The sequence below is a fragment of the Caballeronia sp. LZ028 genome (assembly GCF_031451415.1).
GTDB classification, from domain to species: Bacteria; Pseudomonadota; Gammaproteobacteria; order Burkholderiales; family Burkholderiaceae; genus Caballeronia; species Caballeronia zhejiangensis.
Window position 1 is genome coordinate 2,475,136 of record NZ_JARUXN010000001.1, and the last position, 19,264, is coordinate 2,494,399.

Here is a 19,264-nt window from a genome sequence, read left to right on the forward strand (position 1 = left end):
GCGTTCGAAGATGGGTAGTTGAAGATTTTTAAATTTGTTTTGCCGGTTTTTGCTTTGACCCGCCATTAGTAAGTAAGGCTGTGGTCAGCACCCGCTGTACGAGCCTAATTTTTACGGACTACATACTGTTATGCCTATTTTTTATCAAAAAGAAGATTCGCGTCATGTGCACAAGCTCGAGATTCCCGAGCACGTCACGCTTATCGAGATTGTTCGCGCAGTTTCGGGCGGCGTCGAGATTGACCTCAAGGTGTTCGAGGAAGACGGCGACGTCGTGCTGACCGAGGAAATGCTGATTGAAGTCGTGCGTTCGAAGCCGCACCCGAAGCTCCACTTCCATCGTCAGCATGAACTCAAGGTGACGGTCCACTTCAACGGTCGCGAGATGACCCGCGAGGCGCCGCCTTCGATGACGATTCACCGCCTGAAGCATTGGGCGGACGATAAGTTCGGTATCGACGCGATGCATGCGGCTGAGCATGTCCTGCAAGTGAGCGGCACGACTGAGCGCCCCGCTGCCTCTGTGCATCTGGGCACGCTTACCCCGAAGCACCAGCACCACGTCTCGTTCGACCTCGTTCCGAACGAACGCTTCCAAGGCTAAGCCATGAGCGCCCCTCATCAACCGGTGACTCCCGATGCCCGCGCGTTCCTGGCGGACATCGACGGGGCGCTGTTCCAGATGGGCGCAGCCGATGGTCGCTGGCGCCTCGTGTCTCTCGATTGGCCGTACGCCGTTATCGAGGTCACCGCAGCCGTCGGCGCGTTCGCGCTTCGCTTTGAATTGGCCGGTTTCCCCGCCAAGCCGCCCACCGCGCAGCCGTGGGATGCAGTAATGAACGCCCCGCTCGCGCACCAGAAGTGGCCAGGCAGCAAGGGCGGTCGCGTCAAGGATGTGTTCCGCACGGATTGGCTGGGCGGAACGGCCCTGTACATCGCATGCGACCGGCTAACCATCGAGGGACATCAGAACTGGGTGACCCAAATGCCGGCCCGCTTGTGGAAGCCAGACGGTTCGATTGTTACGTATCTCGAGGAAATTCATGCTCTTCTCAATTCGCCGGACTTTTCGCCGCCTCTGGTCGCCGCAGCATAAGCTGGCGTGCTCGGCTTCGCTCTGGCGCCAGCTCGTCGAAGACCTGCGCACCCGCAGCGCTGGCATTCGCGAAAGCGGCGCCTTCCTGCTCGGACACTGCGAAGACGACATTCGCACGATTACGGGATTCGTTCTCTACGACGACCTTGACCCCAACGCGCTCAATTCCGGCTACGTGCATATCGATGGGCGTTGTGTGGGCCGACTCTGGGAGATTTGCCGTCAGCAAAAGCTCTCCGTTATCGCCGACATCCACACTCATCCTGGAGGATTCGGGCAAAGCGACACCGACCGAAAGAATCCGATGGTCGCGGTGAAAGGTCACATCGGACTCATCCTTCCTGACTTCGCGATGGGGAAGTTCTCGCGTTCGAAGATGGGCATCTACCTCTACCGGGGTTCCTATGAATGGGAGACGGTCGGTACCCCGCAAAACTCCAACTTCTTTTACATTGGCCTGTGAGGTAGAAGCATGTCTTTTCAATACGATGCTGACGCACTTCATCGAACCGTCAAACGGCTTATCGACAGCGGCCAGGCGAAGTCCTTCGAAGAAGCGCACGAGATTGCGCAGAAGTATCAGTTGCAGCTCGAGTTGACAGCGCCGACCGACTTGCATGAGCAGGTGGCCGCACTCGCCGTCGTCATGCTCGGCCGCCGCGCTTTTCTCGGTGGCGTGTCAGTTTCCGGATGTGGTGACGCGCCGTTGCACCCGTCGCTGGGCGGCTCTCTCTTGCTTGCAGACGCGCTTCTCGAAGCAGGCGCGCACATCGCGAACCTCGAGCCTGGCCGCCCGACGATTTCCATCGGTGCCGCGCACAAACGCGCCTCCCCGTTTCACGTCCGTCTGCTGATGGCGGGATGGCGCGCGGGCACCGCACCGGTCGATGAGGGGCATCGCGTTGACGACAAAGCCTCAGAATACGTAATGCCGCTGTCGGCCGTCGCAGCGGCCGCGCTTGCGGTCAGTCAGGCCTTTCATCACGTGAGCGATGGAGCGTTGAATGACTACGAGCCGGTGGGCATTTCGCTTTGGGCGCCGGCGGCGGCAGAATGGGATGCATGCGAATTCGACGGGCCGCCGCTGCAGGTGCTACCTTCGTCCGTCTGGCTGCTCGGTTTAGGCCATCTGGGCCAAGCGTTCGCGTGGTGCTTGAGCTTGCTGCCGTTTCCGAAGCACGCGCTGGAGCGGCCACACGTTCTTCTTCAGGACGTCGACCGCGTCGGCGCGTCGACCGAAAGCACATCGGTTTTGACCGACACGAAGGACAAGGGGCGCAACAAAACCCGTGTCGTATCGGAGTGGCTCGAAAGCCGCGGGTTCTCGACGGCCATCGTCGAGCGCTACTTTAGTGGCGATACGCGCAAGGGACAGGGCGAGCCATCGCTGCTATTTTGCGGCGTCGACAATCCGGAAGCGCGTCGGGCACTCGAAAATGCGGGCGCGAGCTTCATCGTTGAGGCAGGCCTTGGAAGCCGTCACGACGATTTTCAGAGCTTGCGTATGCATACCTTCCCGGCGTCGCGAACGACCGCTCAGACATGGCCGCAAAAGCCGCATAAAGAACCGGTTCTCGGCGGCTTCTATGCCGACCTTCTAAAAAAGGGCGAGCTCGGTCAATGCGGCGTTGTTGAGCTTGCGGGCAAGGCCGTCGGCGCGGCATTCGTCGGCGCGTTCGCCGCTGCCCTGTGCGTTTCTGAGGCCTTGCGTGTTTTACACGGCGGCGCGCCAAGCGAGGTGCTCGATGCAGACATGTTCGCTCTGAAATGTCGCAGCGTGGTCGTGAACAAGCATGACTTTTCTGCGCTCAACCCAGGATTCATCTCGGTCTGACGACTGCTTGCCGGCCAGCAAAAACACCAACATAAGAGGCGAACGATGAGCAACTTCGAGAATTCGACCGTGACAATCACGGGTAGAGGTAACCACGTCGGCGACAACGTGACCAACCACAACAGCCACAACCAGAGTCACAACTATGTGACCAATATGTACCGCGAGCCGCCGCCCGACGGCGGCGGCACCGATAGTGAAATGCCCGCAACCGTCGTCTTCTGCGCGCTCGCAGCTTGGCAGTTTTTCCGCCACTACGAGCAGCTAATATCGGCGATGCAGCAGGCGGCCGGCTGGGCAGTGCTACCCAGCCTCATTGCGGCGGTGATGGCGTATGCGCGAAGCAAAGACACGCGGCCGGTGATGCTCTCTGCCGTTCCCACCGTAGTGTTTGCGCTCGCAGCTTACCTGTCACTTCGGTTCATCGAAGGCAATATTCCGCACGCCGTCGGAGCGCTCGCCGCGAACGAATCGGCCGTCCAGTTTTGGCGTGGCCTCAGCGAGTACGGCCGCCAGCTCGTTTTTCAGAACGCAGCGGCGATGGTGTTCGTGGTGATGGCAACGGTCTCCAACGCCCTTGCCGGCCTGCGCACCTTCGCCACAACGAACTTTGCCTGGTTCGCGTGGCTCTGGAACCTCACATGGCGCAATTCCCCGGGCCGCCACATCACCTCGCAGGTGGTGCTTTTGGGTGCAGCTGCCCTTTTCATCTCAGGGAAGGCCCTCACCGCTTGGTGTTGGTTTCAGCACGCGATTCAGACGGCCTCAAGCTAGCGCGCCATTATGGGGCGGAGCAGGTCGCAAGAAGGCTGGCGCGCACTAACGGTTGACTGATGAACCGCGATATAGTCTCATACGCACATTTTTCGCGGAAACCGCACGTGAAGCCTTCAAAGTTGCACCCTTTCGTCTCTTTTGTGCAGCTGTGTAAGTTTGCTCTCGGGAAAGCCGTCGACCCTCAGCTTGTGCTGCTGAGCGCAGATGAACTCCAGAAAGCGGGAGACATAGACGGCGCCCAAGCGATTCGCGACTTGGTGACCGCATCGCCGCAGCCGAAGAATGATGACTCGGCCTCGAAACCAGTCGTGCATCTGTCGGGCGACGAGCTCACTCGAAACTCCCGCATCCCTGTCGACCGTGAGACTTCGGCGCCGTTGGCGAGCATCACTGTTGTGAGGTCGTTGCCGACCGATGGCCCTGTCCTGCCCTCAAGGCTTGCCGTGGGTGTTGAGTCGTGGGTGAACGAATGGCGCCGCGCGGCAGAGCTCATCGATGTCGGTATCGAGCCGGCACGAAGCTGCGTGGTGTTTGGCGAACCTGGGACGGGAAAAACGCAGCTCGCACTTTGGCTCGCGCGGCAGCTTGAACTGCCCGTTATCCTCGCGCGTCTGGATGGCCTGATGTCCTCGTTTCTGGGCACGACGTCGAGAAACATCGGCAACCTGTTCGACTTTGCAAACAGACATCGTGCCTTGCTCGTCCTGGACGAGTTTGATGCCATCGCGAAACTGCGCGACGACCCAAACGAGGTAGGCGAGATAAAGCGCGTGGTCAACACGTTGCTGCAAAAGCTCGACGAACGTGCCGAGCGAGGGTTGACCATCGGAATCACCAACCACCCACAGCTGCTCGACCCTGCTGTGTGGCGCCGATTCGAGCTTCAAATTGAGCTGCCGAAACCGGCACTGGACTCAAGAATCGAGATTATTGGCCGTTATGCAGAGCCACTCAAATTCAGTCATGCCCAAGCGAAACTGCTGGCCGCTCTCCTCGAGGGAACGTCAGGTGCGGAGATTCAAGATGTTGTAAAGTCGCTTAAAAAGAGTTGGATTTTAGATGGGCCAACGTTATCCTTCGCAGAGCGGTTGCAGACCGTCATGGGCATCCACGCAGCTAGGGTGCCTAGCGACGCAATAGGCATCCTCAACATGCCTTTGCGAGAGCTTGCCCGAGCATTTATCGAGCGCTATGCGTTCAACACAGTAGAGCTCGGGGAAGTCTTTGGAGTCAACAGAACAACGATAAGCCGCTGGGTTACTTGACCCGGCTCCGGAGAAAGTGATGGCCGGGGAATATCCGCTCCTTTACGTGCAAAATCCGAAGGTCTTGCGTCAAGCGCGCAAGACCAACGTAGGTGGCAAGAAAACCGATTTCTTTGCCGACCGCGATGCGGCATTTGCCGAGCTTCGAGCAGAAGTGACGTCAAGCCTGAAAACCATTCAAAGCCAGTTGCGGCAAAATGCCGCGCGATTTTGCTCGTCAGGTTTTGTGAAAGTTCGGCTTCAAGAGAACGCATGGGCAAAAACCCATCGTCCGGTTAAGAAGCTTTTTACGCCCGATAATGCGCCCGTCGTCGGCGGCGACGATATTGGCGAGCTTATTGTCCGCACGGACGTTGCCGGGTTGGGCCGAATACTTGAAAGCGTCGGCCGCGCCGACGAGGCCACGTCTCGACGCACCGACAACAAAGGTCATTTGGTGGTCAATCCTAATCGTGAGCGCTCCGAAGTAGGTGCACTTGAAGGTCTTCGCTTGTGGTCCGCCGCTGACCGGCGCCTGCCTGACTCGGAATATGCGGTTGGAAGGTTCGCAAGGACGGGCCTTGCGCCGATGTACGCGGTGCGTCTTTTCGACCCCATATCAATCGCTCTCGAACGGCATGAAGAGGGGCGCGAAAGCAAGGCGCTTCGGGACACCCCGGCGGAGTCGTTCGTTCGCTCGTTGAAGCATCTTGCGCAGACGCTGGGCGTGTATGTCGTCCTCGACGACTCTGTCCCGACTATCAACAAGGCGTATGTCGGGCTTACCGATTCGCCCGGCTTTGCCGTTTTCCACAGCGTCTCCGAGCTTGCGAAATTCAGCGAGCACTTGATTGTGGACGGTGACTACTCGGACGATTCGCATCACCGACTTCTTGAGCTGCTTGGCGAACATCCAAACGTCCGCACGGTCTCGGTCCCGAGCATCCTCTCCAACGACCGGTCAAGTTCGCTCGATGCGTCGGCTCTCCCGCAAAAGGTGCAGCGCAAATCGACTGTTATCTCGGTCACCCCGGCGGACATCCCTGAACCCGACGATGATGCTGTGTATCCAATGGTCGCGGTCGTGGATGGTGGCATCTCCGACAAGTTCGATAAATGGGTGTTAGGCAAGTACGGGAGGATTCCCGTCAGTCATCGAGACCTCGACCATGCGACCAACATCGCGGGCCTCCTTGTCGGCGCACGGCACTTTAACCCCGGCTACGGGCTTCGCTTCGAGGACGATGGTTGCTGGCTGATTGATGTCGCGCTTCATGCGAAGGACGACCACTTCGGCAAGCACTACGGCAACGGTTCCGCCCGCTTCATGGACGAACTTGAGCGTGTCGTGAAGATTTGCCGTAGGGAGCACGGTGTACGTGTCTTCAATTTCAGTCTGAACAACAAGGAAGACGTCATACACAGCGGATTCAGCGAGGAGGCGACGCGCCTCGACAAGATTGCACGCGAGCACGACGTTTTCTTCGTCATCTCGGCAGGCAACACGCACGATGAAGATAAGCGGCCGGAGTGGGATAAGCGCATCACCGTGGCGGCCTCACAGCTGATTGAGAGCAAATCTGACACGCTTTGGGGGCCGGCAGATTCCCTGCTGAACATTTCAGTGGGCGCAATGAACGGCGCTGGCGTCAAGGACTGCCTCCCGGACGTGCCCGCGTGCTATAGCCGGCGCGGCCCGGGTGTGCGAGGCTCCGTCAAGCCTGATGTTTGTCACATCGGGGGCGCTGACGGAAAGGACGACGTCTCGGGGCTCTCGAGCGTCTCCGAACACGGCATGCTCGCCTCCGTAAAGGGCACGAGCATGGCCGCTCCCTTGGTTGCCAAGACCCTTGCCGCTCTCGATATGGAGCTGACGGGAGTAGCACCTCGTGAGGTCGTGCAAGCGCTCTTTTTGCATAACACATACTTTGAGAAGCCTTTCCAGAGCCAGCAGGCCCGCCGCATCGGCAGAAGCCTGATTGGTTTCGGCTACCCCCGTGCGAGTCACCAATCGCTTGCGCTGGACCGGCACACTTTCGGCGTCGTGGTCCACGACAATCTGCAGGTCGACGAGAACACCATCATCGACTTCCGTTGGCCCAAGGAACTGGTCGACGACGAAGGCCGGTGTCGCGGTCTTGCACGCCTCACGCTCGTTTACTCCCCTCCTCTTGATTTCAAATACGGAGCGGAAGTCGCGCGCATCAACCTCGAGTTGGCACTTCGTCAGCGCAAGACAAACGCCAAGGCCGCACCTGACGACGATGAAGACGATGCTTCTGACGAAGAAGACGCATCTAGCGCTGGATGGCAAGGACGTGCGAAGCCGGTACATGCACACGGCCTCAAGAGAACTTCTCGCGAAGCCGCGTTGCTCGTTGACGGATTGAAGTGGAGTCCGGTTAAGGTGCTCGAGGGCAACTTCAAGGGCACCGGCCGGTCGGCAGAATGGCGACTGTGCGTCAACTACGTCCTGCGAGACCAGGCTGAGTTCCCTAAGGACGGCATCCCGTTCGCGGTCGTGTTGACTATCTCCGACCCGAGCTGCACCGCCAACGTGTACGGTGACCTCGCACAGGAATTGGTGGCGACGTCGGCCGTGCGTCTGAACGATATTCGCGCGGCGATGCGCATTCGCCCGCAAGCAAAGTAAACGAAATAGTCGGAAGTCAAGCACATGTCTGAAAATAGCAAAAAATATATCGTCATGCCGCGAACCATCGGAGAAAAGGAGTTCGTGGGTCCATTCGCCCAATCGGGTCGCAAGTCAGCGGTTCTCCAGTCCTTGCTGCAAAAGGCGTTTCCGCGAGGCGCACAGATTCCTGTTACCGCTTCGGCGCTCGACGATGGGTTGGCGGTTCTTGAGCTCACTGACACGCAGGTAGGCGCGTTCGAGGCAGCCAATCCGAAAGTTCCCCTTCATCCTGTTCGCAGATATCGTCTGGCCGCGGTCGATATCGACAAGGTCCTGATGACGAGTGCGCCTTTCAACTTCAGTGGCATTAACGCCATTCCCGGCAAGGCATTCAAAATCAAGGTGTGCGACGCTGAAGGTAACCCGTTAGCTGGCGTCACCGTGGTATTGAAGGAGCCCGGTATGGCTAAGCCTTTCTCGAGCGTCACAAATGAACGTGGCCGCGTCACTTTTGACTCAGCGAGCGGATGCGCTGAATACATCCGGGTTGCCCCATTCTCGGACTACTGGGCAGAAATGAGGCGCGGCCTGACATCGACCAAGCCCATAATTTTTACGTTGAAGAGCGTGACGCCGGCAGCAGCCGATTGCTTGAAGTACCATTGCTCTCAAGCACTCGAGCCCGACGTTTGCCAAAAGGAGGAGCCGAGAATCAAAGTTGCGGTCATTGATACGGGAATCGACGCGCATTGCGACCTCCCGAATGTGTCCGAGCGCACGTCGTTCACTCAGGCTGACGAGGAAGATGACCTTGGTGACAATGGGACTGGGCACGGTACGCACGTTGCTGGAATTATCGGAGCAAATGGCGTTTCACGAGGCTTGGCGCCCAATGCTGAGCTGATTAGCGTTCGAGTGTTCGAACGCGATTCTGCGACAACTGACACGACCTACGTGTATGAGGGAATCAAGGCTGCCATCGATGCCGGGGTCGACGTGATTAACCTGAGTCTTGGACAAGAGGCCGAGGATGACGTCCTTCGCGCAGCCATTGAAGACGCCGAGGCTGCCGGAATATTGGTTGTGGCAGCATCTGGGAATGAGGGGAGCAACGTTCCTCAGTACCCGGCCGTGTATTCAAGCGTGATTTCAGTAGCCGCTTTGGGTCGTAGAGGGACCTTCCCCGCGAATTCTGAACACTCGGCGCACCAAGCGCGGGCTATTGGCAGTGATACGGATGACTTTGTCCCAAATTTTTCGAATTGGGGAGCGGTGAATCTTGCAGCACCGGGCGTGGCCGTCATTTCGACCATTGGCACGAAAGGCTATGCCGCACTGGACGGGACGTCGATGGCTTGCCCGGTGGTGTCTGGACTTGCCGCCAAGCTATTGGAATCTTCGCCACTACTGAGGGGACGGACGCGTTCGCAAGCGCGCTTGGCGGACTTGAAGGCTTTGCTATACGACCAGTGCAATTTGCTCGGCTTTGGCACCTCTGACGTAGGTAGAGGTCTGCCTCACATGGGTGGAGTAACATGACAAGTCGTTTTGTTCTTGTCTTCAGGGGGCCTGGAGACATACCGCAGGAGGAGCTTCGTTCGATATGCGAGCACGCCAGCGCACGTGTCCTTGCTATCCGCCCCTCGAAAGCTGTAGTAGTTGAGGTAGATGGGTCTGGTGATACCCTGTTGGCAGACGTCAAAAAGTCCAATCAATGGGTAGCCAGCAAGCAGCGAACCTACAAGCTCGCTTGACGTCGCACGTCTTCCAAGGAGAGCCTGTCAATCGGCAGGCCATTTATCCTGATTGGCGAATCCGTAAAGTGTCGAGGCTCGCTGACGCAGCTACCTTTCCGGTCGAGCAACTCCTCGAAGCGTGTGAGCCTTTGACGACGAACTGGATACGTCTGGCCAAGTTTGACTGCAAGGCGCCCTCTGAACGAGGTACGCGGCGAGTCGTCGGAACTGCTCGGTGTAGCCACGGTCCCGATTTCATCTGAATATGCGCACAAATTGCAAATTGCAATGGCTGCGGGTTCCGACCTCGAGCGAGTCATAACGGACTACTGTTCGCAGAACATATGCGACGAACGCTGTGCCCAACGTCGGTACGTTCGAATGTCTCTGTCGCTTTCAGCCTTGAGCGCAAAACGTTTCTCTGCCGGAAATTCGTCGAGTAGGCATTCGACTACCCAAAGCATGTCATCTCGTGCCGCTTTGCCCCCGCCGAGGTCGAACACAGACAGTCCTGCTCTGTCGAGCCGGCAGAACTCTTGAAGGTGCCTGACATAAGCCTCGAGAATGGGGCCATGTTTCATGAGTTGGAGCACCCATAGGAGCGTTTCACTGCTCGTGTCGACTCTTGTTAGCACGAAGGCAAACCGCTTATTCAGACGTGCGCACTCCTTAGCAGTGTCAATCGCGCCGGGCAGTTCCATACCGCAGTCTCGTACAGGAATAAGTACGAAATCAGCCAACGCTATAGCCGCGGCGGTCACATCGGGATAGTGCGAGGGAGTGTCGACCACGAGCCACGCCCCACCGGACATGGCGTCCCCCGTCAGCCAGCGCCGCAGGCCGTCTGCACTGCTCTCTTCAAGGAGTTGCGGCGTCGGCGCAGACCGGTCCTGCCACCAATGCCGAACGGCTTGTTGCTGACACAAGTCTGCAAGGACGACCTGCCCTCCCCGACGAAACTCCAAACCGACAGCAAGCTCAACGGCAAGCGTTGTTCGGCCGACGCCGCCTTTCGTGTTCGCAATGACCAAGACTGGCATTTCAGCATCCTCCGCGGTGACCGTAGAACAGTATGCTGCCGAGAGTCCGCCTTTACAACTCTGTTGAGATGCCTGCGAAATGGCCATACGGTATGAACATCCGAGCAGTCCTCCGTTGCCACTTTTATCAAGAAATGCGAAGCTGGCAACAAGAGCAATGTCTCCACTTCGTGTGCGAGCAAAGCGGTTGGAAAAGACGGAAAGCCGCTCGCGGGTGCTGCCAAAACGTCGTTCATGAAAAAGTGCGAGGCTGATGCCGGCAAATAATCTTTGAGCTAAGAAGGCTGGTCTGATTGCCGTTGGGTGTGCGTCCGGCTTTGAGCCAGCCAGCCTCCTTCGCCGCGTGTCGATTTATGGAAGTTGAATTTTCGCCGCCCGCTTTTTTGTGGCTGCCCCGTTCCCGTATCACGCTCCTCAAAAGTCTCCTCGCCCCCGGGATTTACCTGATTGAGCTTCCGATACAAGCGAAGGTGTTTCGGTACTCTTTTCAAGAATGCTGTGTCATAGTTCCTTGTGCTACCACACGGAGAAGACCATGGCGACACTAGAACAAATCCAGGCGCGAATGAAGAGGTTGCAAGCACAAGCGGAAGCCATTCTCGCCAAGAACGCACAAGCCGCAGTCGACCAGATTCGCAAGTTGATGTTGAAGCACGGCTTAACCACCGCGGACATCGAAGCCAGAGCAAAAGCAAAAAGAGACGCCAAGGCCAACGTTCGCACTGCCGCCAGCCGCGGCACCAAGGCACCAATCGCTACCAAAGGAAAATTGCCAGCAAAGTATCAAAACCCCAAAACCGGCGAGACTTGGAGCGGGCATGCTCGACCGCCGGCTTGGATTAAAGACGTGAAAGACCGTACGAAATTCCTCATCGAGGGCACCAGTACCGCGTCTTCAACAAAGACGTTCGGCGCGTCCGGCGGCAAAACCCCGGTTCGTAAAATGCAATCAAAGGGTGCGTTGCCAGCAAAATTTCGAGACCCCAAGTCCGGAGCTACATGGAGCGGTCGTGGTCCAGCGCCTGGGTGGCTGGCCTCTGCCAAAAACCGGACCAAGCTTTTGATTGAACAGGTATCGTCCGCTCCGGCAGATTCGTCGGCGACTCACGAATCGAGCCCGTCGAAAGCCGCACCGAAGGTCCGCGCTGCGACCAAGAAGGTTGGCGCCAAGAAGACGGTGGCATCCAAGAAGTCTGCAGGCGTGAAGAAGGCCGCGACGAAGGCTTCGGCAAAGTCAACCGTCGCTGCAAAGAAGGCTTCTGCTCGCAGAGCGACAGGGACAACCACGACAGCAGCAACAGTGCCTATACCTGAAGCAGCGACCATCGTGTCCGCCTGAGATTGAGGGCTAGCCGCAGGCTCCGGCGCTTCTTCAGAAAAAACGCCCGCTCAGTGGCTGGATGAATCCATACCATGTAGAGATGAGCAAGACAAACTCAGTGCGAATCCTGATTCGGCGATTTGCTAGAGTGCGGTCGCCGCAGAGGCGGCGCCGCGTCATGCATTCTGATTCTTCGTCCGCTGAGCAGCATTCCAGCCTTGCATGAGTTTGAGTTGACGGTACGAAAGGAGTCGATGGAATGCGGCAGAGAACAACGCCTTAATCCCGGCAACACGACTCCCAAAAAAAACGGCGCCACGTCATGGCGCCAAAAGGACAAGCTTCGAACGAAGCTTGTCCCTGAGAGAAGGGAATAGCGATTACTAACGCGGCGTGCTGACAAGGGTATTGACAGAATCTGTAGCGAATCGCGTGCCGTGCAGCAGCGGCAATTTAATGGCGGTTGATGATGGAACGTGAACATCCATCCAGTCGAACCTCTGACAGCTCGTCAACCAAGGCCAATTCGGCGTCTCAGAGGAAGCCCCCGCCTCGTTCTGGGCATAAACATCATGCGCGGCTGGCCCAGCACTATCTGCGGGCTCTTGCTCAACCGCACCTTTGTTTCCTACGTTCATCATTGACTTTTCCTGGTTAGACATACCATTCATCTCACGCGGCGTCGATGAGTTACTTCAAGCAGGTCCACGGCTCGCTCGAAGGCTCGCTGGATTTCGGCGCCAGACGCCGCATCAAGTTGTGCCTCGAAGACCTTGACAAGGTTACACATCGCGTCGAACTCATCCGGTCGAAGCACCCATACGCCCGTCGATGCGCCAGAATTGATGGAGATTCCCATCGCGCGTTTAGCCGCGACTGCAATTGCCCTGTACTCGGAACTCGACTCTGAGCTTGAAAGGAGATTCGAAACAGCAATAACTTCCAAGAGCGTTAAACCCATTCCGGCTGAAGCTTTCCCGACTCCAAAAGCTTCTAATGCGAGATGACAGCGGGTGAGTATCAGATTCGCAGTAGCCGGTGACAGACGTTGGTTACGTTTCAACGAGTCGCCCTGTTCAGAAATTTCGTATCGACGAGGCGACTGGTCCGGACCAGTGGGCTCGCTAGTCCAGCGTCAATCTCCGAAGAGCGCGAATAAGAAAACATGTGCTTCACGTCGTGTCTTGTTTCCATAGTGCCGAGTGCTCTTGAATCAAGCGCTCGATTGTTCTTTGTACAGCCCGCGACGCCGCATTTTGCGGTATTGCGTTTGGAATGCAGAGGCTAATTGTGCGTGCTAACTCGGGCTCGACAATCGTACGATATGGCATCGTAGCGATAGGAAGCTTTCCGAGAGCGCTCGAAAGGATGGTCCCCACATTTCCCTGTGCGGCGACTGCAAGCATCGTGGGAAGGGAATCAATGTCGCCGACTGCGTTCAGTCCTACCCCCTCTCGGGCAAATACTCTTTCGACAAGCAACCGCAGCCCGCTGGATTGCGTCGGGAGAACGAGCGGTATGCCGTCGAGGTCTCGGAGACGAACCGTCGCAGATTTTCTCCTTCCAATTTTCGAAAGCCCGTAGAGCGAAAGGTTCTCGTTGATAAGAGGGAGCACAGTGATTCCAGTCGTCTCAATGTCGCGGAAAAGCACGCCCATATCGAGCCGGCCATTTGCGAGCAACTCTACTAGATATCCGCTCATGCTTTCAAACAACTCAAGCTGAATCCCTGGCGATTTTTCTCGCAGCTCTGCGAAAAGCTTCGGCGCTATGACTGCGGCTACACTCGTAGGCAGCCCAACGGCGACGCGACCGACCTCGTTGTTGCATCCGAGAGAGACCTCGTCCCGCATCTGGTCAAACTGTCTCAAAATCGTTTTCGCGTGGCGGTACAGCGTGGTGCCCGAATCTGTTGGCCGCACACCGGATGGACTTCGCAAGAGGAGCTCAACGCCGACGTCCTCTTCCATCGTCGCAATCAAGTGGCTCAATGACGGCTGAGATATGGCCAGCTTCAGTGCTGCCTTCGAGAGGCTGCCGGCCTCAACTACGGCCGCGAAGTATCGCAATTGCTTGACGTCCATGACGAGAGCAGATGACCCAGAGAGCGCCAGAATACACTTCGCACTCTCGAAGACCAACACGTATCATTTAGTTTCGGCCATCAGCAGAATGCGGCGTGCCATCCGCAGATTGGCATAGTCGACCATCTTGCCGTTGACAGATACAGCAGCCAAGCCTTGTGCCTCAGCCTCTTCCATCGCGCTCACCATCGCCCGAGCTTGGCTAACCTCTTCAGTCGTCGGCGTAAACGCCGCCCGTGTGACCTCAATCTGCGCCGGATGAATGACCTGCTTCCCGTCAAATCCCATCGCCGCTGCTTTGAGTGCCATTGAACGCGTAAGCACCAAGTCGCGAAATCCACCAAAGGGACCATCCACCGCGCGCAGTCCGTTTGCACGTGCTGCAACCAAGATGCGCATCATCGGGTAGCTCCAGAGGTCCTGGGTTACTGATACGTAATTTCCGACATCGTCTCGGCGCGTTACCGCATAACCTGCGTGCGTTCCGCCTACTTCGACGTTCCGCGCACCGATTGATGCGGAGAAGTCTCCGACACCGAAGTGGAGCCCGACCAAACGGCCACGGGCGGCGGCAATCGTCTCAACGTTGGCAAGACCACCTGCCGTTTCGATGAGCGCTTCGAGCCACAGGTCTTTACAACCACTCGCTTCGTTCTCAATCAAATCTTCAGCTTGACGCAGCGTATCGACACACTCCACCTTCGGAATCAGAATCGTGTCCAGACGCGCGGCACCTTTCAAGGTCTTGATTTCGTCTTCGACGAGCTTCCCATCGAACGAGTTGACCCGTACCGTGACGACCTTCCGTCCCCAGTCCAACTCGTTGAGTGCCTTGACGGCACCCTCAAGGGCCTCCGCCTTTTCGCTCGGAGGTACTGCATCTTCCAAGTCAATGAACACTCCGTCGGCCGCGCTTGCCGCCGCCGATTGCACCATCTTATACCGATGCCCAGGTACGGCGAGAACCGAGCGAACCAAGCGCATCGACGTTTGAAGTTCAGGCTTACTCATGCTTTCTCCACGGCTTCGCCGGTCGGCTCTTTCGAGGACAATCCCAACTCTGCCAGAATTTTCTCGTTGTGCTCACCAACCGCAGGAACTTTGCCCATCACAGGCTCGACACCAGGGATGATGACAGGGGGAAGAAAAAGGTCGTGCGAGCCTGCTTCCGTCTCCACGGGGCGAAGACGTCCACGCTCCAAAACCTGTACATGGTTGATTAGCCCGTCCACATCGTTCATGCGTCCGTTGGCGATTGCCGCTTCATCTAAGCGCTCGACGACGGCCTCGGAACTCAGGTTCGAAAAGTACGTCTCAATTACCACTTCGAGTTCCGCGCGATTTTTGAGCCGAAGTGAATTGGACGTAAATCGAGCATCAACTGCGACACCTCCATCCAGCAGGACGACGTTGCAGAAATTCTTCCATTCTCGCTCGTTCTGAATCCCGAAAAAAACGGTGCTGCCATCACCCACTTTGAACGGACCATAGGGGGCAATGGTCGCGTGACGAGCGCCGGTCCGCGGCATTGGCTTCTGCGTTGCGCGCGTGTAGTACGCCGGATAGCTCATCCATTCGGTTATGGAGTCGAACAGTGACACCTCGAAAGCCATGCCTTTGCCAGTCTTGTCTCGCTGATGTAGGCCCATCAGGATGCCGTTCAACGCATACATACCCGTTGCAATATCGACAATCGAAAGGCCGCACTTCGCGGGCGTCTCGGGCGTGCCGTTGATGGACAAAAACCCGGCCTCGCATTGGACCAACAGGTCATAGGCTTTCTTCTTTTGGTACGGGCCAGTAGAACCGTATCCCGAGATATCGCAGGCAATGATTTTCGGATGGCGGCTTACAATGCTTTTTGCGTCGAGACCTTGGCGCACGGCTGCTCCGGGGGCGAGGTTCTGAATGAACACATCCGCCCGGTTGAGAAGCTCTTCGAGCGCCTCCTTGCCCTCTTCGGTCTTGATGTCGATGGCGAGGCTTTCTTTCGAGCGATTTGCCCAGATGAACTGGCTGGATTGCCCGTCCATCACCGTGTCGTATTGCCGCGCAAAGTCGCCTACTTCAGGGCGCTCAATCTTGATGACCCGTGCGCCCCAATCGGCGAGATGACGGCTGGCCAACGGCGCGGCAATCGCCTGTTCAATCGAAACTACAAGGATATCGTCGAGTGGGTAAGTCATAGTCAATTTCCTGAAAGAGTCCATGGCGCAATGACTCACGGAACCATCCAGCCAAGGACGCTCGTGGACTGCAGATATACGAGGATGCTCATGCCGGCAATCATGAGGAGTGTCCAACCGAAGACGCGTCGGAAGAGCAACCCTTCCTTTCCAGCCATTCCCACAGCGACCGCTGCGATTGCCAAGTTTTGCGGTGAGATTGCTTTCCCAACGACACCGCCTGAGGAGTTCGCGGCTGCGAGCAAGATGGGCGACAGTCCAGTGTGCTGCGCCGTAGTCGTTTGCAGCACGCCGAACAGCGCGTTTGCAGACGTGTCCGACCCCGTCAGCGCCGTTGCAATCCAGCCCAACACCGGCGAGACGAACGCAAATGCAGGTCCAGCATTGGCCGCAAAAATACCGAGCGTAATAACTTGGCCCGAATAATTCATCACGTACGCTACACCGACGACACAACAGACCGTGAATACCGCCCAGCGCAGTTGATGCAGTGTCGCCTTGTAAGCGGACAGAGATTGCTTGAAAGAGAGGCCGAGAATCGGGCCAACAATGAGACCCGCCAACAAGACAATCGACCCAGCAGAAGCCAGCCATTCAAACTTGGCTTTCGTGTTCACATGCTTTCCGCTTGCCGTCGTGATGTCAAGCAGAGGCCAGTCGAAGCTGGACGTTGCAGAGGCGAATGCATGTCCAATCCACTTCACCTGCATGAGAGCAACAAGTCCAATAATGACCATGTATGGTGCCAGCGCCCGAAGAATCTCCAATGCGCTGTGCGTCGGATAGGTTGCGGCGGCGGCGACGGTTCCGTTTGAGCTGCCCACGCTCGCGCGACCTGTAGCCGCCTCCTCCTTGTTGAGTCGCGAGTCGACTCGGACGCCAACAGCCGACGCGGCCATCGCCGGAACACCAGTTGCCATCGCCGGAGTGGCCCACGAGGACGCACCGCCGATGGTCTTTGCGGTCGTAAATTGCGTCTTGCTATCGAATCGCATCGCTGAATTGGGCTGCCAGACTTTCAAAAACAACAGCGCAGCACAGGTCGCAGAAAGAGCCGAAACGATGTCGACAAGTTCAAGAGGCAGGAACGTCGAACCAATGCACTGTGCTGTTGCGAACACGGCTCCGGCCACAAGCGCCAACGGCCACACCTCCTTCACGCCACGCTTGCCGTCCGCGACACCAATAAGAATCAGCGGCACAAACAACGCCAGGAGTGGTGTCTGACGGCCTACCATCATGCTGAGCGATTCGACCGGCAGGCTGGTAACCTTGGACAGCATCGAAATAGGTAGCCCCAACGAGCCGAATGCCACCGGGCTCGTATCCGCCAGAAGGCAGATTGCGGCCGCTTTCACTGGGTCCAATCCGACCGCAATCAACATCACTGCACAAATCGCGACCGGCGCCCCGCCCCCAGCCAGGGACTCGAGGAGACCACCGAAGCAGAAAGCGATAAGCACGGCCTGCACGCGAGTGTCCGGACTGACTTGGGAAAGGCAGTTTCGCAGCACTACGTCATGCCCGCTCGCCTGCGTGAGCCTGAAGACCCAGATTGCGTTGATACCAATCCAGATAATGGGGAAGAATCCCGTCGACGCACCCAAAGCCGCCGTGCTACCGGCTTGTGCGTAGGGCATGTGATAGACGACTGTCGCAACTGCCAACGAACATACGAGCGCGCAAAGGGCAGCCCATCGTGCTTGGACTTTGAAGACGCCTAGAAGGATGAACAGGACTGCAAGCGGAAGTGCCGCAACAGCGGCAGACGCGCCAATAGAATGCCCGAGCGGGCTGTAGATTTGTTGATACATGAGTGTCTCCGTGCCTGACGTCGAGGCTTCTTCTGCTGTGTGTTTCGAATGTACTCAAGAACCACGACCGACATGAAATACTGTTTTCGACTACGGGGTATAGATGGCGTCTATGTCCGTAGCAGCCCCGTTGACACTAAGTTGAAGCGGTCGCTACTGTGGCGCCGGGTCAGTCGCGACGTAGTACTTCGTTGGAGCGACCGTGCGTACTGGCCATCCTCCTGTATCTCGAAAGGGACTCACGTCAGCTTCTCACTTCTGCCTAAAAGGGGCGGTCGCGAGCCTGCCTGGTTGGATTCGAATTTTGAGTACATCGTCTCGAACACATCGAAGCTTCTTTCACTGAACATGTCCTTACCGTCCTCCCCCCTGCGCGTGGTCTTTCTCGACCGCTCGACGATTCCTCCCGTAACAATCCTCAAGGAATTGCCATTCAGTCACGCTCTCACGGTGCATGACGCGACGAGTCCAGACGAGGTGGCAGAGCGAATCCGCGACGCCGATATCGTAATTACGAACAAGGTGACGTTGAGCGCCGAGGCTCTCGAGCAGGCCAGAAACCTTCGACTCATCGCGATTGCGGCGACCGGGACGGATAATGTGAGCCTTCTCACGTGCGACAAGCTCGGCATTGCGGTGACCAACGTCCGCAACTACGCGGTACATACGGTGCCCGAACACACTTTTGCATTGATTTTTGGGCTGCGTCGAAGCCTTGCGGCATATCGCTCTGCCGTTCAAGCAGGTCGTTGGCAGGAATGCGGGCAGTTCTGCTTCTTTGACTACCCAATCAAGGACTTGGCCGGTTCAACACTCGGCATCATTGGAGATGGCGCGCTTGGGAAGGCGACCGCTGATATTGGGCGCGCGTTGGGACTGAACGTGCTCTTTTCTGCGTTCAAGGGTCGCGACGATATGGGTGCGTTGTACACCCCTTTCGAGAGAGTCTTGGAAGAGTCGGACATCATCTCGCTTCATTGTCCGCTCATCGACGCAACACGGGACCTTATCGGCGACGCAGAGTTCGCGAAGATGAAGCGACGCCCGCTTCTCATCAATACGGCGCGTGGCGGTCTCGTCAACGAAGACGCACTCGTTCGAGCACTGAAGACCAACCAGATTTCTGGGGCTGGATTTGATGTCGTTACGCAAGAACCGTTGCCGGTCGACCATCCGTTCAACGAGATACTGAATCATCCCGCTTTTACACTTACACCGCACGTCGCTTGGGCCAGCGAGGAGGCTATACAGTCTCTCGCTGACCAACTCTTGGATAACGTGACTGCATTCGTTCAGCGGACACCGCGGAACATCGTAGGCTCACAGGTCCGCCCGTAACGCTTCCCTCATAGTTGCTCAATGCATCGTTGTGTAGTCAGCGCGGGTCACGGTAATGTCAATGCCGGCCCCTTCGTGCGAAGAGTCCGGCAGAATGCGCTGTCCTTTTACCCACATCCGCGCGGGCTTATTCGAGTAGGTCGGGGCAATCCCCCGACC

Annotated in this window: 15 protein-coding genes; 10 read left to right on the plus strand and 5 right to left on the minus strand. The window is 57.3% G+C overall.

What is annotated here, in order from left to right:
- Nucleotides 1-130 precede the first annotated feature (130 nt).
- From QCE58_RS11750 to QCE58_RS11785, 8 genes are all read left to right on the plus strand, one after another.
- Nucleotides 131-604, plus strand: coding sequence for a hypothetical protein (locus QCE58_RS11750; RefSeq protein WP_250521271.1), 474 nt, complete (start codon nucleotides 131-133; stop codon nucleotides 602-604).
- A gap of 3 nt (nucleotides 605-607) precedes the next feature.
- Nucleotides 608-1,096: a hypothetical protein gene (locus QCE58_RS11755; protein WP_250521272.1), complete on the plus strand. Its 489-nt coding sequence runs from the start codon at nucleotides 608-610 to the stop codon at nucleotides 1,094-1,096.
- Nucleotides 1,044-1,559, plus strand: a complete 516-nt coding sequence (locus QCE58_RS11760) for a Mov34/MPN/PAD-1 family protein (RefSeq protein WP_250521273.1) — start codon at nucleotides 1,044-1,046, stop codon at nucleotides 1,557-1,559. Before QCE58_RS11755 ends, QCE58_RS11760 begins: the two co-directional genes overlap by 53 nt.
- A 9-nt stretch (nucleotides 1,560-1,568) precedes the next feature.
- Entirely contained in the window at nucleotides 1,569-2,930 is a 1,362-nt protein-coding gene (locus tag QCE58_RS11765; protein WP_250521274.1) for a hypothetical protein, read from the plus strand.
- Between the two features lie 45 nt (nucleotides 2,931-2,975).
- Nucleotides 2,976-3,704: a hypothetical protein gene (locus QCE58_RS11770; protein ID WP_250521275.1), complete on the plus strand. Its 729-nt coding sequence runs from the start codon at nucleotides 2,976-2,978 to the stop codon at nucleotides 3,702-3,704.
- Between the two features lie 107 nt (nucleotides 3,705-3,811).
- Nucleotides 3,812-4,972: an ATP-binding protein gene (locus tag QCE58_RS11775; protein ID WP_250521276.1), complete on the plus strand. Its 1,161-nt coding sequence runs from the start codon at nucleotides 3,812-3,814 to the stop codon at nucleotides 4,970-4,972.
- A gap of 19 nt (nucleotides 4,973-4,991) precedes the next feature.
- Nucleotides 4,992-7,604 (plus strand): S8 family peptidase, encoded by a 2,613-nt coding sequence (locus QCE58_RS11780; RefSeq protein WP_250521277.1) that lies wholly within the window; start codon nucleotides 4,992-4,994, stop codon nucleotides 7,602-7,604.
- A gap of 24 nt (nucleotides 7,605-7,628) precedes the next feature.
- On the plus strand, nucleotides 7,629-9,125 hold the full coding sequence (locus tag QCE58_RS11785; RefSeq protein ID WP_250521278.1) for a S8 family serine peptidase: 1,497 nt from the start codon (nucleotides 7,629-7,631) through the stop codon (nucleotides 9,123-9,125).
- Between the two features lie 523 nt (nucleotides 9,126-9,648).
- Here the strand turns inward: QCE58_RS11785 and QCE58_RS11790 are convergent.
- Nucleotides 9,649-10,362 carry a ParA family protein gene (locus QCE58_RS11790; RefSeq protein ID WP_250521279.1) on the minus strand — a complete coding sequence of 238 codons (714 nt, stop codon included), beginning with the start codon at nucleotides 10,360-10,362 and terminating at the stop codon, nucleotides 9,649-9,651.
- 535 nt (nucleotides 10,363-10,897) lie between these two features.
- Here QCE58_RS11790 and QCE58_RS11795 point away from each other — a divergent pair.
- Nucleotides 10,898-11,701: an H-NS histone family protein gene (locus QCE58_RS11795; protein ID WP_250521280.1), complete on the plus strand. Its 804-nt coding sequence runs from the start codon at nucleotides 10,898-10,900 to the stop codon at nucleotides 11,699-11,701.
- 1,154 nt (nucleotides 11,702-12,855) lie between these two features.
- Here the strand turns inward: QCE58_RS11795 and QCE58_RS11800 are convergent.
- The 4 genes from QCE58_RS11800 to QCE58_RS11815 form a co-directional block, all read right to left on the minus strand.
- The gene (locus QCE58_RS11800; RefSeq protein ID WP_250521281.1) at nucleotides 12,856-13,767 is read right to left on the minus strand and encodes a LysR substrate-binding domain-containing protein; all 912 of its coding nucleotides are present in this window, start codon (nucleotides 13,765-13,767) and stop codon (nucleotides 12,856-12,858) included.
- A gap of 63 nt (nucleotides 13,768-13,830) precedes the next feature.
- Nucleotides 13,831-14,778: a CoA ester lyase gene (locus QCE58_RS11805; protein WP_250521282.1), complete on the minus strand. Its 948-nt coding sequence runs from the start codon at nucleotides 14,776-14,778 to the stop codon at nucleotides 13,831-13,833.
- The gene (locus QCE58_RS11810; RefSeq protein WP_250521283.1) at nucleotides 14,775-15,953 is read right to left on the minus strand and encodes a CaiB/BaiF CoA-transferase family protein; all 1,179 of its coding nucleotides are present in this window, start codon (nucleotides 15,951-15,953) and stop codon (nucleotides 14,775-14,777) included. Before QCE58_RS11810 ends, QCE58_RS11805 begins: the two co-directional genes overlap by 4 nt.
- Nucleotides 15,954-15,988: 35 nt before the next feature.
- A complete protein-coding gene (locus QCE58_RS11815; RefSeq protein ID WP_250521284.1) occupies nucleotides 15,989-17,767 on the minus strand; it encodes an L-lactate permease in 1,779 nt (592 codons plus the stop codon).
- A gap of 348 nt (nucleotides 17,768-18,115) precedes the next feature.
- Here QCE58_RS11815 and QCE58_RS11820 point away from each other — a divergent pair, with 348 nt between their 5' ends.
- Nucleotides 18,116-19,105, plus strand: a complete 990-nt coding sequence (locus QCE58_RS11820; protein WP_250521340.1) for a D-2-hydroxyacid dehydrogenase — start codon at nucleotides 18,116-18,118, stop codon at nucleotides 19,103-19,105.
- The last annotated feature ends 159 nt before the right edge of the window (nucleotides 19,106-19,264 follow it).

Coding starts and splice junctions, on each gene's coding strand:
- QCE58_RS11765 (WP_250521274.1), top strand. CDS start 1,569: ATGTCTTTTCAATACGATGCTGACGCACTTCATCGAACCGTCAAACGG.
- QCE58_RS11755 (WP_250521272.1), top strand. CDS start 608: ATGAGCGCCCCTCATCAACCGGTGACTCCCGATGCCCGCGCGTTCCTG.
- QCE58_RS11760 (WP_250521273.1), top strand. CDS start 1,044: ATGCTCTTCTCAATTCGCCGGACTTTTCGCCGCCTCTGGTCGCCGCAG.
- QCE58_RS11770 (WP_250521275.1), top strand. CDS start 2,976: ATGAGCAACTTCGAGAATTCGACCGTGACAATCACGGGTAGAGGTAAC.
- QCE58_RS11750 (WP_250521271.1), top strand. CDS start 131: ATGCCTATTTTTTATCAAAAAGAAGATTCGCGTCATGTGCACAAGCTC.
- QCE58_RS11800 (WP_250521281.1), bottom strand. CDS start 13,767: ATGGACGTCAAGCAATTGCGATACTTCGCGGCCGTAGTTGAGGCCGGC.
- QCE58_RS11785 (WP_250521278.1), top strand. CDS start 7,629: ATGTCTGAAAATAGCAAAAAATATATCGTCATGCCGCGAACCATCGGA.
- QCE58_RS11795 (WP_250521280.1), top strand. CDS start 10,898: ATGGCGACACTAGAACAAATCCAGGCGCGAATGAAGAGGTTGCAAGCA.
- QCE58_RS11780 (WP_250521277.1), top strand. CDS start 4,992: ATGGCCGGGGAATATCCGCTCCTTTACGTGCAAAATCCGAAGGTCTTG.
- QCE58_RS11820 (WP_250521340.1), top strand. CDS start 18,116: ATGTCCTTACCGTCCTCCCCCCTGCGCGTGGTCTTTCTCGACCGCTCG.
- QCE58_RS11805 (WP_250521282.1), bottom strand. CDS start 14,778: ATGAGTAAGCCTGAACTTCAAACGTCGATGCGCTTGGTTCGCTCGGTT.
- QCE58_RS11815 (WP_250521284.1), bottom strand. CDS start 17,767: ATGTATCAACAAATCTACAGCCCGCTCGGGCATTCTATTGGCGCGTCT.
- QCE58_RS11810 (WP_250521283.1), bottom strand. CDS start 15,953: ATGACTTACCCACTCGACGATATCCTTGTAGTTTCGATTGAACAGGCG.
- QCE58_RS11790 (WP_250521279.1), bottom strand. CDS start 10,362: ATGCCAGTCTTGGTCATTGCGAACACGAAAGGCGGCGTCGGCCGAACA.